This is a genomic window from Exiguobacterium sp. SH5S4 (assembly GCF_004337045.1).
Classification (GTDB): domain Bacteria; phylum Bacillota; class Bacilli; order Exiguobacteriales; family Exiguobacteriaceae; genus Exiguobacterium; species Exiguobacterium aurantiacum_A.
Genome location: NZ_SJUQ01000031.1, coordinates 1 through 16498 on the forward strand (window position 1 = coordinate 1; position 16498 = coordinate 16498).

General features: G+C 54.6%; 14 protein-coding genes, 1 pseudogene and 2 other annotated features. Of the genes and pseudogenes, 10 read left to right on the forward strand and 5 right to left on the reverse strand.

Going from position 1 to position 16498, the window contains the following annotated elements:
* Positions 1-145: 145 nt before the first annotated feature.
* Positions 146-1558: an NAD-dependent succinate-semialdehyde dehydrogenase gene (locus tag EVJ32_RS13955; protein ID WP_131458831.1), complete on the reverse strand. Its 1413-nt coding sequence runs from the start codon at positions 1556-1558 to the stop codon at positions 146-148.
* A gap of 112 nt (positions 1559-1670) precedes the next feature.
* On the reverse strand, positions 1671-3308 hold the full coding sequence (locus EVJ32_RS13960) for an ABC1 kinase family protein (RefSeq protein ID WP_131458832.1): 1638 nt from the start codon (positions 3306-3308) through the stop codon (positions 1671-1673).
* A 95-nt stretch (positions 3309-3403) separates the two neighbouring features.
* Between EVJ32_RS13960 and EVJ32_RS13965 the strand changes: the two genes are divergently transcribed.
* The 4 genes from EVJ32_RS13965 to EVJ32_RS13980 all read left to right on the forward strand — a co-directional run bounded on the left by EVJ32_RS13965 (position 3404) and on the right by EVJ32_RS13980 (position 7403).
* Positions 3404-4009, forward strand: coding sequence for a trimeric intracellular cation channel family protein (locus EVJ32_RS13965; protein ID WP_070329139.1), 606 nt, complete (start codon positions 3404-3406; stop codon positions 4007-4009).
* Between the two features lie 12 nt (positions 4010-4021).
* Positions 4022-4387, forward strand: coding sequence for a DUF423 domain-containing protein (locus EVJ32_RS13970; RefSeq protein WP_016510107.1), 366 nt, complete (start codon positions 4022-4024; stop codon positions 4385-4387).
* 462 nt (positions 4388-4849) lie between these two features.
* A complete protein-coding gene (locus EVJ32_RS13975) occupies positions 4850-6427 on the forward strand; it encodes a murein hydrolase activator EnvC family protein (RefSeq protein ID WP_131458833.1) in 1578 nt (525 codons plus the stop codon).
* A gap of 304 nt (positions 6428-6731) precedes the next feature.
* Positions 6732-7403 (forward strand): RNA-guided endonuclease InsQ/TnpB family protein, encoded by a 672-nt coding sequence (locus EVJ32_RS13980; protein ID WP_370276272.1) that lies wholly within the window; start codon positions 6732-6734, stop codon positions 7401-7403.
* On the opposite strand, the gene istB is transcribed toward EVJ32_RS13980, so the two are convergent.
* Together istB and istA are read right to left on the reverse strand one after the other, a co-directional pair.
* A complete protein-coding gene (gene istB, locus EVJ32_RS13985; protein WP_131458834.1) occupies positions 7356-8144 on the reverse strand; it encodes an IS21-like element helper ATPase IstB in 789 nt (262 codons plus the stop codon). The genes EVJ32_RS13980 and istB overlap by 48 nt on opposite strands.
* Entirely contained in the window at positions 8141-9427 is a 1287-nt protein-coding gene (gene istA, locus EVJ32_RS13990; RefSeq protein ID WP_131458835.1) for an IS21 family transposase, read from the reverse strand. Before istA ends, istB begins: the two co-directional genes overlap by 4 nt.
* 97 nt (positions 9428-9524) lie before the next feature.
* Between istA and EVJ32_RS13995 the strand changes: the two are divergent.
* A pseudogene (locus EVJ32_RS13995) lies at positions 9525-10031 on the forward strand (RNA-guided endonuclease TnpB family protein); the annotation flags it as partial.
* A gap of 116 nt (positions 10032-10147) precedes the next feature.
* Here the strand turns inward: EVJ32_RS13995 and EVJ32_RS14000 are convergent.
* A complete protein-coding gene (locus EVJ32_RS14000) occupies positions 10148-11515 on the reverse strand; it encodes an amino acid permease (protein WP_370250913.1) in 1368 nt (455 codons plus the stop codon).
* Positions 11516-11704: 189 nt separating this feature from the next.
* Positions 11705-11935 (forward strand) — a binding site (T-box leader).
* A gap of 55 nt (positions 11936-11990) precedes the next feature.
* Positions 11991-12216: a binding site (T-box leader), on the forward strand.
* Positions 12217-12272: 56 nt separating this feature from the next.
* On the opposite strand from EVJ32_RS14000, the gene trpD reads away from it, so the two are divergent.
* From trpD to trpA, 5 genes are read left to right on the forward strand one after another with little or no spacing between them, the layout of a single operon-like run.
* Positions 12273-13262 (forward strand): anthranilate phosphoribosyltransferase, encoded by a 990-nt coding sequence (gene trpD / locus EVJ32_RS14005; RefSeq protein WP_131458837.1) that lies wholly within the window; start codon positions 12273-12275, stop codon positions 13260-13262.
* On the forward strand, positions 13259-14020 hold the full coding sequence (gene trpC, locus EVJ32_RS14010) for an indole-3-glycerol phosphate synthase TrpC (RefSeq protein WP_131458838.1): 762 nt from the start codon (positions 13259-13261) through the stop codon (positions 14018-14020). The genes trpD and trpC overlap by 4 nt, the downstream gene beginning before the upstream one ends.
* Entirely contained in the window at positions 13996-14568 is a 573-nt protein-coding gene (locus tag EVJ32_RS14015) for a phosphoribosylanthranilate isomerase (RefSeq protein ID WP_131458839.1), read from the forward strand. The genes trpC and EVJ32_RS14015 overlap by 25 nt, the downstream gene beginning before the upstream one ends.
* The gene (gene trpB, locus EVJ32_RS14020) at positions 14550-15734 is read left to right on the forward strand and encodes a tryptophan synthase subunit beta (RefSeq protein WP_016508329.1); all 1185 of its coding nucleotides are present in this window, start codon (positions 14550-14552) and stop codon (positions 15732-15734) included. Before EVJ32_RS14015 ends, trpB begins: the two co-directional genes overlap by 19 nt.
* A complete protein-coding gene (trpA, locus tag EVJ32_RS14025; protein WP_131458840.1) occupies positions 15731-16498 on the forward strand; it encodes a tryptophan synthase subunit alpha in 768 nt (255 codons plus the stop codon). Before trpB ends, trpA begins: the two co-directional genes overlap by 4 nt.

The following is a 16498-nucleotide window of genomic DNA, read 5'->3' on the forward strand; positions in this document are numbered from 1 at the left end:
TACAATAGTGAACGCAAGCAATGGAACCTAAAAAAAATGACTCCGGAGCAATACCGGAGCCATCTGATCGCCGCATAAAAGACGACGCACTTTTTATTAAACTGTCCGAAAAACAGGGCTCAGTTCAAATTCAACAGGCGTTTTTTTATAGTCCGAGCGAAATATATTTCACTTCTAAAAACTCTTCGATGCCGTGATGACCGCCTTCACGGCCGAGACCGCTCTGTTTCCATCCGCCGAACGGCGCTTGCGGGGTCGAAGGCAGGCCATCGTTGACGCCGACAATCCCGTATTCGAGCGATTCCGCCAAGTAAAGGGCCTCGTTAATATCTTGTGTGAAGATATAAGACGCGAGGCCGAACGGCGTGGCGTTCGCCCGCTCGATGACTTCGTCGAGCGTGTTGAACGAAGCGATCGGGGCGACGGGCCCGAACGTCTCCTCGTTCATGCAGAGCATATCCTCGTTCGCGTAGCGGACGACGGCCGGGCGGACGAACAAGCCGTCAAGCTGTTCACCGCCAGTGATCTCACCCCCACGGATTTGGGCGTCCTCGAGGTGTTTCATCACTTTCTCGACCGCAGCCTCGTCGATGAGCGGACCGATGTCGATGCCGTCGTCGAGCCCGTTCCCGACCTTGAGCGCTTGCACGGCCTCGATGAACCGCTCCGAGAATTCGTCGACGATCGAACTCTCGACGTAAATCCGATTGGCACAGACGCATGTCTGTCCACCGTTACGGAACTTGGTCGCAATCGCTTGTGGGACGGCCTTGTCGAGGTCCGCTTTCGCCGTGACGATGAGCGGGGCGTGGCCACCGAGCTCGAGCGAGATTTTCTTCATCGTGTCGGCGGCACCGCGCATGAGCGTCTTGCCGACTTCGGTCGACCCGGTGAACGTCAGCTTGCGTACACGTGGGTCGTGCTGCCAAACGTTGACGATACGAGCGGCACTGCCGGTCACTAGATTGATGACACCTTTCGGGAAACCGGCCTTCTCGGCCAATTTGACGAGTTCGATCGCTGTGAGCGGTGTCGCCGAGGCCGGTTTCAAGACGACGGTGCAACCGGCTGCTAGAGCCGGTGCCAATTTGCGGGTGATCATCGCCGCCGGGAAGTTCCACGGTGTGATGGCAGCGATGACGCCGACCGGTTGTTTGATCGCGAAAATGCGTTTCTCTTTTGAAGAAGCAGGAATCGTCTCACCATAGACGCGCCGTCCTTCCGCGGCATACCACTCGATGAATCCGTTGGCATAGCGGATTTCGCCGATCGCTTCTTTCAGCGGTTTGCCTTGTTCTTCGACCATCGTTCGCGCGAGCGCTTCCGTCTCTTCATCGATCAAGCGATGCCATTCGAGCAGTAGGGCGCCCCGGTCTTCGGCTGTCCGCTGCTGCCAGTCTTTTAAAGCGGCCTGGGCCGCGTCGACAGCGAGGCCGGCCTCGCTGTCGTCACTCTTTGTCACGGTTGCTATTACGTTACCGGTCGCCGGATTCCGGACCTCGATTGTCTCATTCGTCTCGATCCAGTCACCGTTAATGAAGTTGTTCTCAGCTCGCATCGTGTTCTCCCCTTTCGTCTGTGTCACACTGTAAAAGTACCCGATTTAAAAAAACATACACAATTTTACAGCGGGGCACGACAAAAAACCGTCACTCAGATGAGTGACGGGATCAGACACGAAAATCTTGGCGGGCCAAATGGCGAATCTTTCGACCGAGGCGCCTTGAGTTAAAGTAGGCGACGACGGAGACGACACCACCCGACCAAAACAGCCACTCATCAGGCCGGATATAGCCGAACAGACCGACGAACAATCCGAGAACGATGACGCCCGAGTTGAACGTCTGGCGATGGAGCAATTCTTTCGATTCGAGCTCGCGTTGGAACATCACCTGCTCGGACAACCGTTTCCGGGTCGGCTCTTTCAAATAGTTCTCGAGCAACGGCGGCACGTTCAACAGTTTCTTGCCGTAGTTGAGCGCCGTCATGACGTAGCGGTTTTGGATCGTCGTCCCGTCTGATTCGAGCCATTGGATCACGATCGGTTTACCGAGCGTGAACAAATCGATTTTCGGGTCGAGAATCTGTAAAATCCCGAGCAACGTCGAGGCGGCACGACCGAAGAAGGCGAACTCGGCCGGCAGTTGGATCGGCTCGTTCTTCACGAGCAGTTGGATATCTTGCAGCACTTTTTCGATCAATTTTGTATCGACCGTATCAATGTCGGTCTCTAAATAGAATGTGACCGCCTTTTCGATTGCTTGGCGGATGTTATGTTTATTCGCCGTCGGCAACAAAAAGCGCAAGTCTTCGAGGGCATCGACGACACCGTCGTAATCGAGCGAGATGAACGCCTGCAAGATCTTTCGGATCGTCGCCATGTCTTGCGCGGTCGACGATCCGACCATGCCGAAGTCGAGCAGGATGATCGTTCCGTCGGCCCGGATCTGGACGTTACCAGGGTGGGGGTCGGCGTGGAACTGTCCGCCGAATAATAGCTGTTCCGCGGCCATCGTGAACAGCCGTTCGGCGAGAGCGGAGCGGTCGATATTGTTTTCTTTTAAGAACGCAATATCTGTGATGCGACGGGAGTCGACCCAATCCATCGTCAATACCCGATTCGTACATAAATGATCGTAGTAGCCCGGGATGTAGACGTTTGGGTTTTCAGCATACTTCGCTTTGAAATACAGCGCGTTTTTTAATTCGGTTTGGAAATTTAGTTCATCCCCGATGACAAAAATCATTTGGCGATATAAGCTATCTAAGTCGGTCGATTTGGCGAGCGGCGTCCGTTTGAGCATCGTCGTGACGATTCGCATCGCTTTGAAGTCGGTGCGGATGATTTTTTCGATGTCCGGACGCTGGATTTTGAGCGCGACCCGTTTCCCGTTTTCAAGGAGCGTGGCCCCGTAGACTTCCCCGATCGAGGCGGAGGCGACGGCGTCGATGCCGACGTCTTTCACGACTTGGGTGTACGGTACGCCCCATTCGGCCTCGAGGATGGCACGAGACTTATCCCAACCTGACGTCGGTACGCGGTCGACGAGCTCGGACAACTCATTGAGGACGGACGGCGGCAGCAAATCGGCCCGGATCGACAAGAATTGACCGAGCTTGATCAACAGTCCCTCTAGGCGGAGCGCGTTACGTTTATACTCGCGGGCGAGCTGCAACATGAGCGCCTCGTACTCTTCCGGAGAGGCGAGACCTTGCTGCTGTTTGCGTGAGAATGCATAAATCTTAATGATGAATCGGGCAAACATTGTGACGATGATCCATATGCGGAACAAGGCGATTCGTTTCATAAAAATACCGACATCCTTTACAAGCAGTCGCTCGACTGATCTGATTTTTTTGTATCTTTACTTTACCATATAATGCTTTCGAGAAAGGGCAAGGGATGTTTATGGAGTGGGAATTATTGAACGTCGTTGGAACAATTGCGTTCGCGGCGAGTGGAGCCATCATCGCGATGGACGAAAAGTACGATATTTTTGGAGTTTGGTTGCTCGCCTTCACGACGGCTTTCGGCGGCGGGGCAATCCGTAACGTCTTGCTCGGCAACCCCGTCAGTTTGATTTGGCAACAAAACGATTTATTTATTCTCTGTTTTCTCGTCGCGCTCCTCATCTTCCTGCTCCCGAGCGTCGTCTTGCCGCATTGGGAAAGATGGGGCGTCATCGTCGACGCGATCGGCTTGGTCGCGTTCTCTTTCCAAGGGGCGCAAGTGGCTATCAAATTGGATTTGCCGTTGTCGGCAGCGATTGCGGCGGCCGTCCTGACCGGAGTCGGCGGTGGTGTCGTCCGCGACTTGCTTGCCGGACGGAAACCGCTCGTCTTGCAGGCGGAAGTGTACGCGATTTGGGCGATCATCATCGCGGTCGTCACGTACTACTTCCGGCTCGAAGGCGGACTTCCGGTGTATGCGTTATTGATTGTCGTAGCGACGCTTCGAGTGATATCCTACTATCGGAAGTGGAATTTACCAGCACGAAAAGTGAGATAAGGGGGAAATCATATGAAATTATTACTCATTACCGGTGCTGCCTTGATGGCGCTCGGTGTCGCGCTCGGCGCGTTCGGGGCTCACGCATTGAAAGAGCGTCTGGCGCCGAATATGCTCGCGAACTGGCAGACGGGGGTCTTGTACCACATGATCCATGCGATCGGCATCATTGCGCTTGCTAGTATTTTGACGAAAGTGAGCATCAGTCAATTCAACACAGCCGGTTGGCTCATGTTTGCCGGTATCCTGTTCTTCTCGGGCAGCTTGTATGTCATGGCGCTTACAGGTATCACGAAACTTGGAGCGGTCACACCAATCGGCGGTGTTCTTTTCATCGCGGCATGGGTGTTCGTCATTATCGGTGCATTCAAACTGTAACGAAATATCCATCGAGCGTTAACACTTCGTCTGTATCCTTAGACGTGTGAGACCCCTCGATTTCACACCCGCAACGAACGTTCGGTCAGTCCTGTCATCTTCGCCTTGAGCGAGAAGTCAGACTGACCATTTTTACTTTTTTTGGGAATGGATGAGTTTAGAAAAAATGCTGGAATATGCTTTTTTGAAATAAGGTAAATGATTTACGGTTTTCAATTACTATTACAGAAACGTTTCAAACCATAAAAAATCGAAAAAACGTTGAAATACAAAGAAGAGGGAATGCCAACGGCTTTCCCTCTTCTTTGTCGTAATCAAAGTGAAATATAACTTTAACAGGAAAACATTCGACACTTCGATATAATTAGTCGTGTTGAAACTAAAAAATTAATCGTTTTTGTTACATAGAAAAACGACCGACTTAAATAGAGTATGTAAAACTAGCCCGTCAAATTAGAAAGGATGTCTGCATTGATTAATTGGAAACGTACTGTCTCAGCACTTACGCTGAGCGCCTTGCTCCTCGGCACGCACTCGGTAGCCGATGCCTCGACGACAATCAAAGAGAAGCAAGAGCAACAGAAAAAAGTTAAAGAGCAACGAAATAGCGTCAAACAGAATCAATCGAATACGTCTTCGAAAATTCAACAGAACACTAAAGAAATCTCGAAGGTACAAGAAGAAGTCAACAAAATGGACGCTCAGCTTCAAGACATCATCTACGACGTAGCGGCAAAACGCCAAGAAATCAAACGTACAGAGATGAAGATTGAAGATCTCGAAGTGGACATTAAAGGTTACGAGAAAAAGATGATCGCTCAAGAAAAAATGATGAAAGAGCGGATGGCCACGATGCAAACGAACGGTGGCGGTTCAATCAACTGGGCAGAATTCATCTTTGGATCAAAAAACTTCTCTGACTTGATCACACGCATGATCACGGCTGGTACGATCCAACGTAGCGACCAAGAGTTGTTCAACGACTACGAAGCGACACGTCTATCTCTTCAAGAAGCACAAGCCGCACTCAAAGCAGAGCGGGCCTCACTTCTAGAGCAACAGAAAGCACTTGAAGCGCGTCAAGCCGAACTCGAGAAGAAGATGAAACAGCGTGAAGCTCGCATTAAAGAACTTGAAGAGAAAAATATCGAATTTGAAACGCAAATCTTCGACCTACAAGAAATCGAAGCGACGTTGATCGCTCAAGAAGAGGCGATTGCAGCTGAAATCGAAGCACAGCGCCGTGAAGAAGAAGAAGCGCGTCGTCGTGCGGAAGAGGCAGCACGTCAAGAAGCGGCTCGTAAAGCTGAAGAGGCACGCCAAGCTGAGGCTGCCAAAGCAGCGGCCGCGCAACAAGCCGAAGAAGCGAGAGCTGAAGCTGCACGTCAAGAAGAAGCGGCTAAAGCTGCGGCTGCACAAGCTGCTGCTCAGAAAAAGCAGAACAGTAATACTAATTCCCAGTCATCGTCGTCTTCAAACCAAACGACACAAAATAATGTGACAGCTTCTAAACCGGCTGCACCACCGGCACCTAAGCCTAAGCCAGCACCAAAGCCGGCACCAAAACCGGCACCGGCTCCTAAACCGGTACCGACTACGCCGACAGCTTCGGCACCGGCACCATCGAGCGCGAAATTCATTCAACCGACGACTGGTCGTTTCTCGCAAGGTTTCGGACCGGCAAGCGGACAGTTCGGCTATTCGTTCCATAACGGTGTCGATATCGCCGGACCAGTCGGTACACCGATCCGGGCTTCGGCAACTGGAACGGTCATCCGGGCTGGATGGGGTGGCGCTTATGGGAACCACGTCATGATCGCCCACGTTATTGGCGGTCAAGTCTGGACGACTGTCTATGCGCACATGAACTCGGTATCAGTTAGCGCTGGTCAGCGTGTGACGCAAGGGTCAAACATTGGAACGCTCGGGAACACTGGAAACTCTTCAGGCCCGCACCTTCACTTTGAAATCCACCAAGGCAGCTACTCGTACTCGTCTTCGAGCGCCGGTAGCACCGTCAACCCACGTCAGTTCTTCTAATCCTAAACAAACGAGCACTCGTCAATCGCGACGGGTGCTCGTTTTTGCGGAAAAATAGTGCCCATCCATTGCGGATAGGCACTATTTTTAACATAATTAAGCGAGAATTCTCCCACCTCTAAGCGTCTGGGGCATAGCCCAGCGTAGGTGGGAGATGAATCGCCCGTACATAAACCTCTTGGCCATCCCTGTGACAGATATGACGAACAGAAGTTCGTGATTCCGTCAGATTTCCCTTCCCCCGCCGCGGGTATCGGATGAGGAAGGCGTTCATCACGATCATCGGTCGAGAGGAGGCGCAGACATGCTGAAGGGCTACAAATACCGGCTCCACCCGACCGCGGCACAGGCCGAGTTCCTCGTCAGGACGATCGGCTGCGCCCGCTTTATCTACAACAAGCTGCTCGAGGACCGCATCGCTATCCACGAGGAGACGAAGGCGAGCGGCGGGTCGAAGCGGAAGCCGCCGACACCGGCCTCCTACAAGCCCCTGTTCCCGTTCCTGTGTGAGGCGGACAGCCTCGCGCTCGCCAACGCAAAGCTGCACCTCGACACGGCGTTCGCGAAGTTCTTCGCCGGGACGGCCGGCTTCCCGGTGTTCAAGTCGAGACGAAAGGCGCGCGCGTCCTACACGACGAACAACCAGCACGGCACGATCCGCATCGAGGGGGACCGGGTCCGGCTCCCGAAGGTCGGGTTCATCCGGTTCACACAGCACCGAATCTTCGACGGCGAGATCCGCTCCGCGACCGTGTCGATGACGAAGACGGACAAGTTCTTCGTGTCGCTCCTCGTCGAGCAGCCCGACGAGCCGTGGGTCCCGGCCGAGCACAAAATCGGGATCGACCTCGGCCTCGGGCACTTCGCCGTCATGACGAACGACGCAATGGTTATAAATGTCAACGTCTTTATGTACAATTTCGTTCGCTTAATAATGCTCACTATTGCTCACTTCATCAGCCACAGTTTGTTCTGACCGATGGTCTTTCAATCGATAAGAGTCCCCGGTGATTGGCACCACGGTTGCGTGGTGTAGAATCCTATCCAAGATGGCGTTTGCCAGTTTCGGATCGACGAACACCTCCTCCCATGAGCCGAAGTTGATGTTCGTGGTCAGGATCGTGCTCTTTTTTTCGTACCGCTGGTCGATGAGTTGGAAAAAGATTTTGGCGTCCTCTGCGTCGATTGGGAGATACCCAATCTCATCGATGATCAAGAGGCGATATCTGGAGAAGTGTTTCAGCTTGCTCTCCAAGCGGTTCTCCTGCTTCGCGGTCCGCAACTTTTGGATAAGGTCGTGGCACTTCGTGAAATAAGTGTTATGGCGGGCGAGCGCCGCCGTCACCCCGATTGATGTCGCGAGGTGCGTCTTCCCGACACCGCTCGGGCCTAGGAACACCACGTTCTCGTTCCGCTCGATGAAGCGAAGCGTATGAAGGTCTAGGATCTGTTCCCGGTTCAAGGACGGCTGGAAAGAGAAGTCGAACGTATCGAGCCCCTTCGGGCTGGGCAGGGCTGCCGATCGAATCATCCGGTGCGTCTTCTGCTTTTCCTGGACGTCGATTTGGTGGTTCGTGAGCTTGACGAGCACCTCGGTCAGCGACGCCCCGCTCTGAATCCCGAAGTCGATTACCTCATCGAGGTGGATAGCCATCTGATCGAGGTTGAGTGACATGAGGTTCTCTCGTAGCTGCTTGTAGCTGTTCGTCTCCCTCATGACCGGTACCTCTCGTCCATGAGCTGCAGGTTGCGCCGAGCCATCTCGTCGATGCCGCCCCGGTCGCCGACCGTCTGGCTAAGCTGTTGAAGATAATGGTGCTCCAGATAGTTCAATTTGTTGTCGCTAAGACGATGTTGGGCGATCGGTTTCGTGTTATGATAAATCCACAAGTAATCGTCATGCACCTCGAGTGCCACCCGTTCGCCTTCATATCCGGTTGGTACGGAATACTGGTTCGAGCGGTACGAGACCATGTTGGAGTGGTTCACCTTGGCCCGGGCGTGCTTGATGCGATAGGAATCTCTTACTCGTTCAGTTGGTAGCTGGAGTAGGAGGTTCCTTTCTTTTTGTAGCTCCAGAATCGGGATCTTTCCGGTCCCTTGATGGATCTCGCTATTGATTCGTCTACACAGTCTCTCGATGTAGTCGTGCAGCTCCTCGAGGTTATATTTGCCCTGGTAGGCGTGAATCTCGTCCAAGATTTTCATCGGCGCCTCGACCTTCCCTTTCGTCTGCGGCCGCCCGGCGATGCAAGGTTTCACCTGGAAACCGAAATCCTTCGCGAACTCCTCGAACCGGCGGTTCACGACGCCCTCGCCGTATCGTGTACGCGCCTCCGTCATGACGGTGCTCATATTGTCTGTAACGAGCTCATCGGGAACCCCGTCGAGTTTCTCGAACGCCTGCGTCAAAAACGAGAGGACGACATCTTGCGATTTTGACAGACTGAGGTGGAAGAAACGAAAACGGGAATACGAGAGTATCAGCACCGCCACGTTCACCTCGATCGTCTCGCCGTCGCGTGTCTCGTAACGGATTGACTCTTTCCAGTCTAGTTGCGCCTGTTTGCCGGGGGCCGTCTCGAAGCGGACGTGTTGCCCGGCTGCGGGCATTTTTTTATTCTCGTTGAAATAGGCGGCGAACTCGGGATGCCGTCTGATGTAGCTCCGGAATGTCGAGTCAGCACACTCCAACCCATGGTTGTCTTTCAGGTATTGCCAGAGGATGCGTCGATAATAGAATCGTTGCTTGGAATCCTCCGACAGGAGGGCCCGGATGATCGGATAATACGCATCGATCACCGATTCCCGGTTTCTCGTTGTTGGCTTCTGGTAGCCGTTGAGATATTTATTGACCGTCCTCCGGTCGACACCCATCTCTCTGGCGAGTTGGCTCTTGTTGATTTTCATGTTCATCTTCTCCATCATGTCATTGAATGTCCGTAGGTCCGAAAGTTCGTTTACCTCGAACGTCGTGTCTACGTTTAATTGAATTTGCATAGTCGTTCACCTCGTGAACAAGTATGCGAGAAGGAGACGAAATTGTACATTGTTATCCCAACGTTTTAGGACATCTTAAAACTATCATTTATAAATGGTGACGGAGACAATTCCGAACCCGCGCAACCTACGCGAGGCCGAGGAACGGCTGAGACGAGCGCAGCGCGCGCTCTCCCGCAAGAAGCCCGGCAGCCGGAACCGCGAGAAGGCGCGGCTCCTGTTGGCCAAAAAGCATGAAAAGGTACGGAACCGCCGACATGACTTCCTCCACAAGCTGTCACGACGCATCGTCGACGAGAACCAAGTCGTCGTCGTCGAGACGCTGAAACCGAGGGAGATGATGCAGGACCGCCGCCTGGCAAAGTCGATCGGGGACGCCGGGTGGGGCGAGTTCGTCCGCCAGCTCGCCTACAAATGCAGGTTCCACGGCCGCACACTGATCCAGGCCGACCCGTGGTTCGCCTCGACCCAGGTTTGTTCGGCCTGTGGCGAGAACGGCGGCAAGAAGGACCTGCACGTCCGCGAGTGGACATGCGCCGCATGCGGCACGCACCATGACCGCGACGTCAACGCGAGCCTCAACCTGTTGCGTCTCGCCGACTGAAACACTCCAGGGCAGGGACTGCCCGACGAGCTTGGTCCACAACCGTGGCTGGTAAGAGCACGGTCTTCCCAAGAAGCTCCCACTTCAAGTTGCGAAGCAAATAAGTGGTGAGTAGTTCACTTAGCTTGCTCGATGTCGTCTTGTTTTGTGTCAGTCATACGGAATCGCTCGCGAACGAGATAGATGATCGTTAAGCCGACCAACCATGGGATCCCGAACTTGAGCAAGATGTTGAAATCGGTAAACCATGTCGTGATCATTAAGCTGAGCAACAGCCCGGCACCTAGGAGCGGTAAGAACGGATAGCCAATCATACGGACAGGGAGTTTACGCCCCGTCCATTTTTTGCGGAAGAATAAGTGTGAGACGAAGACCATGAACCATGTGAAGATCGCCCCGAACATCGAGATGCCCATGAGGAACGGATACGACGTCTCCATGAACACTTGAAGCAATGCCGCGAGGACGATTCCGCCTGTCGAAACGAACAAGGCAGGCATCGGAATCCCGCTTGTGCTTACTTTTTTGAAGATACGCGGTGCGTCGCCGGCTTCGGCGAGTGAGTACATCATGCGCGTCGAGGCATACAATTGCGCGTTCATCGCCGACAAGGCGGCGACCAAGATGACGAAGTTCAAAATGCTAGCCGCGCCAGGCACATCAAACTGCTGCATGACGAGGACGAACGGGCTTTGATCGATACCGGCCTGCTGCCATGGGATGAGCATGAGCATGATGGCGATCGTGATCAAATAGAAGAACGTCAAGCGGAACACGGTCGCCCGCAACGCCTTTGGTACGGCGCGGTCCGGGTCTTTCGCTTCGCCAGCCGTGACGGCGACGAGCTCTGTCCCGAGGAAACTGAAGAGCGAGATGAAGATCGTCACCCACATGCCGTAAAATCCGAAAGCGAAGAACCCTTCATTTCCGGTCGTGATCGATTCGATCGGTGAGCCCGGTTGGCCGAACAGTGCGGCCGCACCGAGGACGATGAAAAGAATGATGGCAGTGACTTTGATGAATGATAACCAGTATTCGGTTGTCCCGAACGTATGGACGTGCCGAGCGTTGACGTAGATGAGCAATCCGCCGAACACGGCGACCCAGACGAATCCGTTCACATCCGGGAACCAGTAGCGCATGTAAATCGCGATTGCGCTCACTTCGACCCCGATTGCGAGGACGTTGGCGATCCAGTACGAATAACGGACCAAGAAGCCGGCGAGCGGATGGACATAACGCTCGGCGATCGTGCCGAACGAGCCCGAAGTCGGATGAGCGACGGTCATCTCGGCGAGACAACCCATGAGCAAGAGGACGATAAACGCCCCGATGGCGTAACTGACGAGCACGCTCGGTCCTGCCGTTTGGATGGCGAGGCCGCTTCCGAGGAAGAGGCCCGTTCCGATGGCGCTGCCAAGCGAGATCATCGTGAGCTGTCGGGTCGACAGCTCACGTTTTAGTTTGCTAGTTTCCAAAGTCAAATCTCCTTTAGTTGAGTGAAGTGTTGTTGGGGACGACTATAGCAGACAAAAAAATCACGTGTCAACTTGCGACGTTCTGAAACATGCGGTCGATTCGTCCGCACTTATAGAAGCAAAGTTTTTTTGCATACTTTTGTTTGACAGGATGAATCGGGAACGGTATAGTACGAGTTAACTTAACTGAAACGAACAAAGGCGTCGACGAAGAGAAGTAACGACGGTCCCCGCATGACAGAGAGCTGATGGTTGGTGTGAATCAGTATGCGGGACGTCGCGAATGGACTTCCGAGCTCTAAACCGAAATTTTTAGTAGGCTTTAGCGGGTTACCCACCGTTATCACGGGGAAGCGGATGATTGTCCGTGAAGTGGGTTCGACATGAACCAACGAAGGTGGCACCACGGGGTTACTCGTCCTTCTCATAGCGTGAGCTGTGAGTTGGACCGAGTGACCCTTTTTTGTTTTTCAAATTAAATCTTAAATCGATGATTGAGAAGAGTAGCGTGAAGAAGTCTCGTACAGAGAGTCAGGGGTGGTGGGATCCTGACCGAGACCGTCACGTGAATGGGCTCATGAGAGCACGGCTGAATGTTAGTAGGCCGTGACGGCTTCCACCGTTATCAGGATACGATGTGATAGCATCGGAAAGTGGGATCGATTGATCCAACGAGAGGTGGCACCGCGGTCCATACCGTCCTCCATACGACAGACGTCGTATGGAGTTTTTTTATACCCAAATCGCTTAAGGAGGAACGGACATGTTAACACGACTACTGACGAACCAAGTGACGACGACCGAGATGAAACAGGCGGCTTCCGAGTTGTTTCAAGCGGATGAAACGCAAATCACCGAGGTGCTTCTCGCATTGAAAGCACGCGGCGAGACGGCCGAAGAGATGGCGGGGCTGGCCGATTATATCCGTGAAGCGGCGACGTTCCCGGAGACGACGCTCCCTGTGCTCGACGTTTGTGGGACCGGCGGTGACGGAGCGAACACGTTCAACATTAGTTCGACCGTCGCGTTCGTTCTCGCCGGACTTGGTATCCCGGTCGCGAAACATGGGAATCGGAGCGTGTCAAGCCGGTCGGGTAGCGCCGACGTGCTCGAGGCGTTGAATATCCCGATCGTCCAAAGTGCTGACGACGTGTTAGCTGAACTTGAGCGGACGAACTTGAGCTTCTTGTTCGCCCAACACGTCCATCCGATCATGAAACATGTCATGCCGGTGCGAAAACGGCTCGGGACGGCGACGATCTTCAATCAAATCGGTCCGCTGACGAACCCGCTCAAGCCGAGACGGCAATTGATCGGCGTCTACCATCCAGACTTGATCGAGAAGATGGCTACGGCGATGCGCCATCTCGGAGTCGAACGGGGCATGGTCGTCCATGGGGCCGGCGGGCTCGACGAGGCGAGCCTCGTTGGTGCGAACGAGGTACTCTTCTTTGACGGAGAGCAGACGGCGAGATATCAAGTCGACCCGCGAGACGTCGGGTTGATGCGGGCGCCGCTGTCGGCGCTACAAGGTGGTACACCCGAAGAGAATGCGAAGACGCTCGTCGCCGTCTTGAACGGCGCGGCAGGACCGGCGCGGGACGTCGTCTTGTTGAATGCGGCACTCGCGTTATGCACATACGGCGCCGTCAAGACGTTACGTGAAGGTGTGGCCGAGGCGAGCCGAAGCATCGACGAGGGCCACGCCGTCCGCGTCCTTAAGCAACTACAAAAAACGGAGGTGGGCGCATGAGCTACTTGACGAAAATTATCGGGACGAAAATCGAAGAGGTCAACCAGATGCAAGACGTCACGGTCACGGCGACGGAGCCGATCTCGTTACAGCGGCTGGTCGCGGACGGGTTTCATATCATCGCGGAAATTAAGCGGGCGTCCCCATCAAAAGGCGTGATTCGAGCCGAACTAGATGTGGCCGAACGGGCTCAGGTTTACGAACGGGCCGGTGCGACGATGATCTCGGTGCTGACGGATACGACATACTTTAACGGGTCGTTCGATGACTTACGCCAAGTCGCTGACGCCGTCGATATCCCGGTCCTGTGTAAAGACTTCATCATCGATGAACGACAACTCGACCGGGCGAAAGCGGCCGGTGCGAGCGCGGCGTTGTTGATCGTCGCGGCGTTACATCCGACTCGCCTGCACGCGTTGAAGCAACACGCGCGCCTGATCGGCCTCGACGTGCTCGTCGAAGTGCACGATGAATCCGAACTCCAGACGGCGCTCGAACTCGGGGACGTGTTGATCGGCATCAACAACCGGAACTTGAAGACGTTCGACGTATCGCTCGAGACATCGGTTGAATTGATGAAGCGTTATCCGAACGTGGCTTTCGTCAGTGAGAGCGGAGTCAGCACCGGCGAAGCAGCGAGCCGACTGCGAGACGCGGGAGCCAAAGCGATTCTCGTCGGAGAGGCGCTTATGCGACAGGATGACCCGACGGCGTTGATTGAGGAGTTGAAGACGTGTTCGTTAAAATATGTGGATTGAAAACAGAAGAAAGTGTGACGGCGGCGGTTGAAGCCGGGGCCGATGCGATCGGCTTCGTGTTCGCGAACAGCTCACGCCAAGTCGATGTGACGACGGCGAAACGACTACGGCAGTTGATCCCGAATCACGTCCGTGTCGTCGGAGTGTTTCTCGACCCGACGCTTGATGAGGTCGAGACGGCAATCACTTGTGGATTGACGGATATCCAGCTGCACCGGCGCACGTTGCCGCTTGAGACGTTCCGACAGTTCAATCTGCCGATCATCGAAGCGAGCAGCGAGACGGAGGCGGATATCGTCTTACTCGATGCGCCGACGCCCGGGAGCGGGGAGACGCTCGACTGGTTGCAGTTGGAACGTCCGCAGCGAACGTTCTGGCTCGCCGGCGGTTTGACGGCCGACAACGTGAAACAAGCGATGCACGACGTACGGCCTGACGGGGTCGACGTCTCAAGCGGCGTCGAGACAGATGGAGAGAAAGATATCGATAAAATTCGCACGTTCATCAGACGTGCCAAGGAGGAAACACCATGTACACACAACCAGTGAACGGGAAGTTTGGCCCGTACGGAGGAAAATATATACCGGAAACACTCATGCAGGCCGTTGAAGAACTCGAGGTGGCTTATGAGGAAGCGAAGTTAGATCCTGAATTTCAAGAACGCTTCGACGAGTTGCTCAGCGAATACGTCGGACGGGAGACCCCGCTTTATTATGCGGAGAACATGAGCCGACGCCTCGGGACGAACGTCTACTTGAAACGGGAGGATTTGAACCATACCGGTGCCCATAAGATCAACAACACGATCGGGCAGGCGCTGCTCGCCAAGCGGATGGGGAAACAGAAAATCGTCGCCGAGACCGGTGCCGGACAACACGGTGTGGCGACAGCGACGGTGTGCGCGTTGCTCAATTTAGAATGTACGATTTTCATGGGTGAGGTCGATGTCGAACGGCAAGAGTTGAACGTGTTTCGGATGGAACTGCTCGGGGCGACGGTCATTCCGGTGAAGTCAGGCAGCCGAACGTTGAAAGATGCGGTCAACGAAGCGTTACGCTACTGGGTCAAACACGTTGACGATACGCACTACGTCATGGGCTCTGTCCTTGGACCACACCCATTCCCGACGATGGTGCGTGACTTCCAAAGTGTGATCGGAACAGAGACGCGGCGCCAAATTTTAGACAAGACCGGACGCTTGCCGGATGCCGTCATCGCTTGCGTCGGTGGTGGCAGCAACGCCATGGGGATGTTCTACCCGTTCTTGAATGACGAGGACGTCGCCTTGTACGGTGTCGAGGCAGCAGGAAGCGGCGTCGATACGGACAAGCATGCGGCGACGCTCACCAAAGGGGAAGTCGGCGTGCTCCACGGCTCGCTCATGTACGTGCTGCAAGACGGGGCCGGACAAATCCAAGAAGCGCACTCGATCTCGGCTGGACTCGATTATCCTGGGGTCGGACCAGAGCATAGTTTCTTGAAAGACATCGAGCGTGTCCGTTACGCGGCGGTCACCGATGAGGCGGCGTTAGAGGCATGTATGTCACTCAGTCGACATGAAGGCATCATCCCGGCACTCGAGTCGTCACATGCACTCGCCTATGCCGAGACGCTCGCCGCGACGATGGACGAGGACGATCTGCTCGTCATCTGTCTGTCCGGCCGAGGTGATAAAGATGTGCATACGATTCGAGAAAGGGTGGGACGGAAATGAGCTTAGAGACAGCGATTCGAAATAGAGACGGGGCAGCGTTCGTCCCTTACATCATGGCTGGAGACGGCGGACTCGATCAACTCATTCCGACGATCGAGCGGCTCGAAGCGATGGGCGCGACGGCGATCGAGCTCGGGATCCCGTTCTCAGATCCGGTAGCGGACGGGCCGATCATCGAGGCGGCCGGGATGCGGGCCCTCGCGGCCGGGGTGACACTCTCTAGTGTGTTGGATTGTTTAATAGAAGGAACTGAGCGTTTCTCAGTCCCGATCGTCCTCATGACATACTTGAATCCGGTGTTCCGGTTCGGAATCCAGCCGTTCTTCGACCGTGCGGCCGCATGCGGCGTCAGCGGTGTCATCATCCCCGATTTGCCGTTCGAAGAGAGCCTCGAACTATTCGCGGGGATTGAACGGAACGGGGTCGCGGTCGTCCCGCTCGTCACATTGACGAGTAACAAACAACGAATTGACACGATCTTAAGTCAGGCCGAAGGGTTCGTCTACGCGGTGACGCTCAAAGGGACGACCGGAAAAGTCGACGCGTTCCCGGACGAACTGCTCGCTCATTTACGGTCATTGACAGAACGGTCTCCGGTCCCGGTACTCGCCGGATTCGGTGTCCATCGGGAAGACCAAGTGCAAGCGCTCGGTGAGGTGTGTGACGGGGTCGTCGTCGGCAGTTTCATCGTCGAGGCGCTCCACGCCGGACGTGAGCAAGACGTCGCCGAATTGATCGCATCGGCGCGTCGAGTCAAATCATAA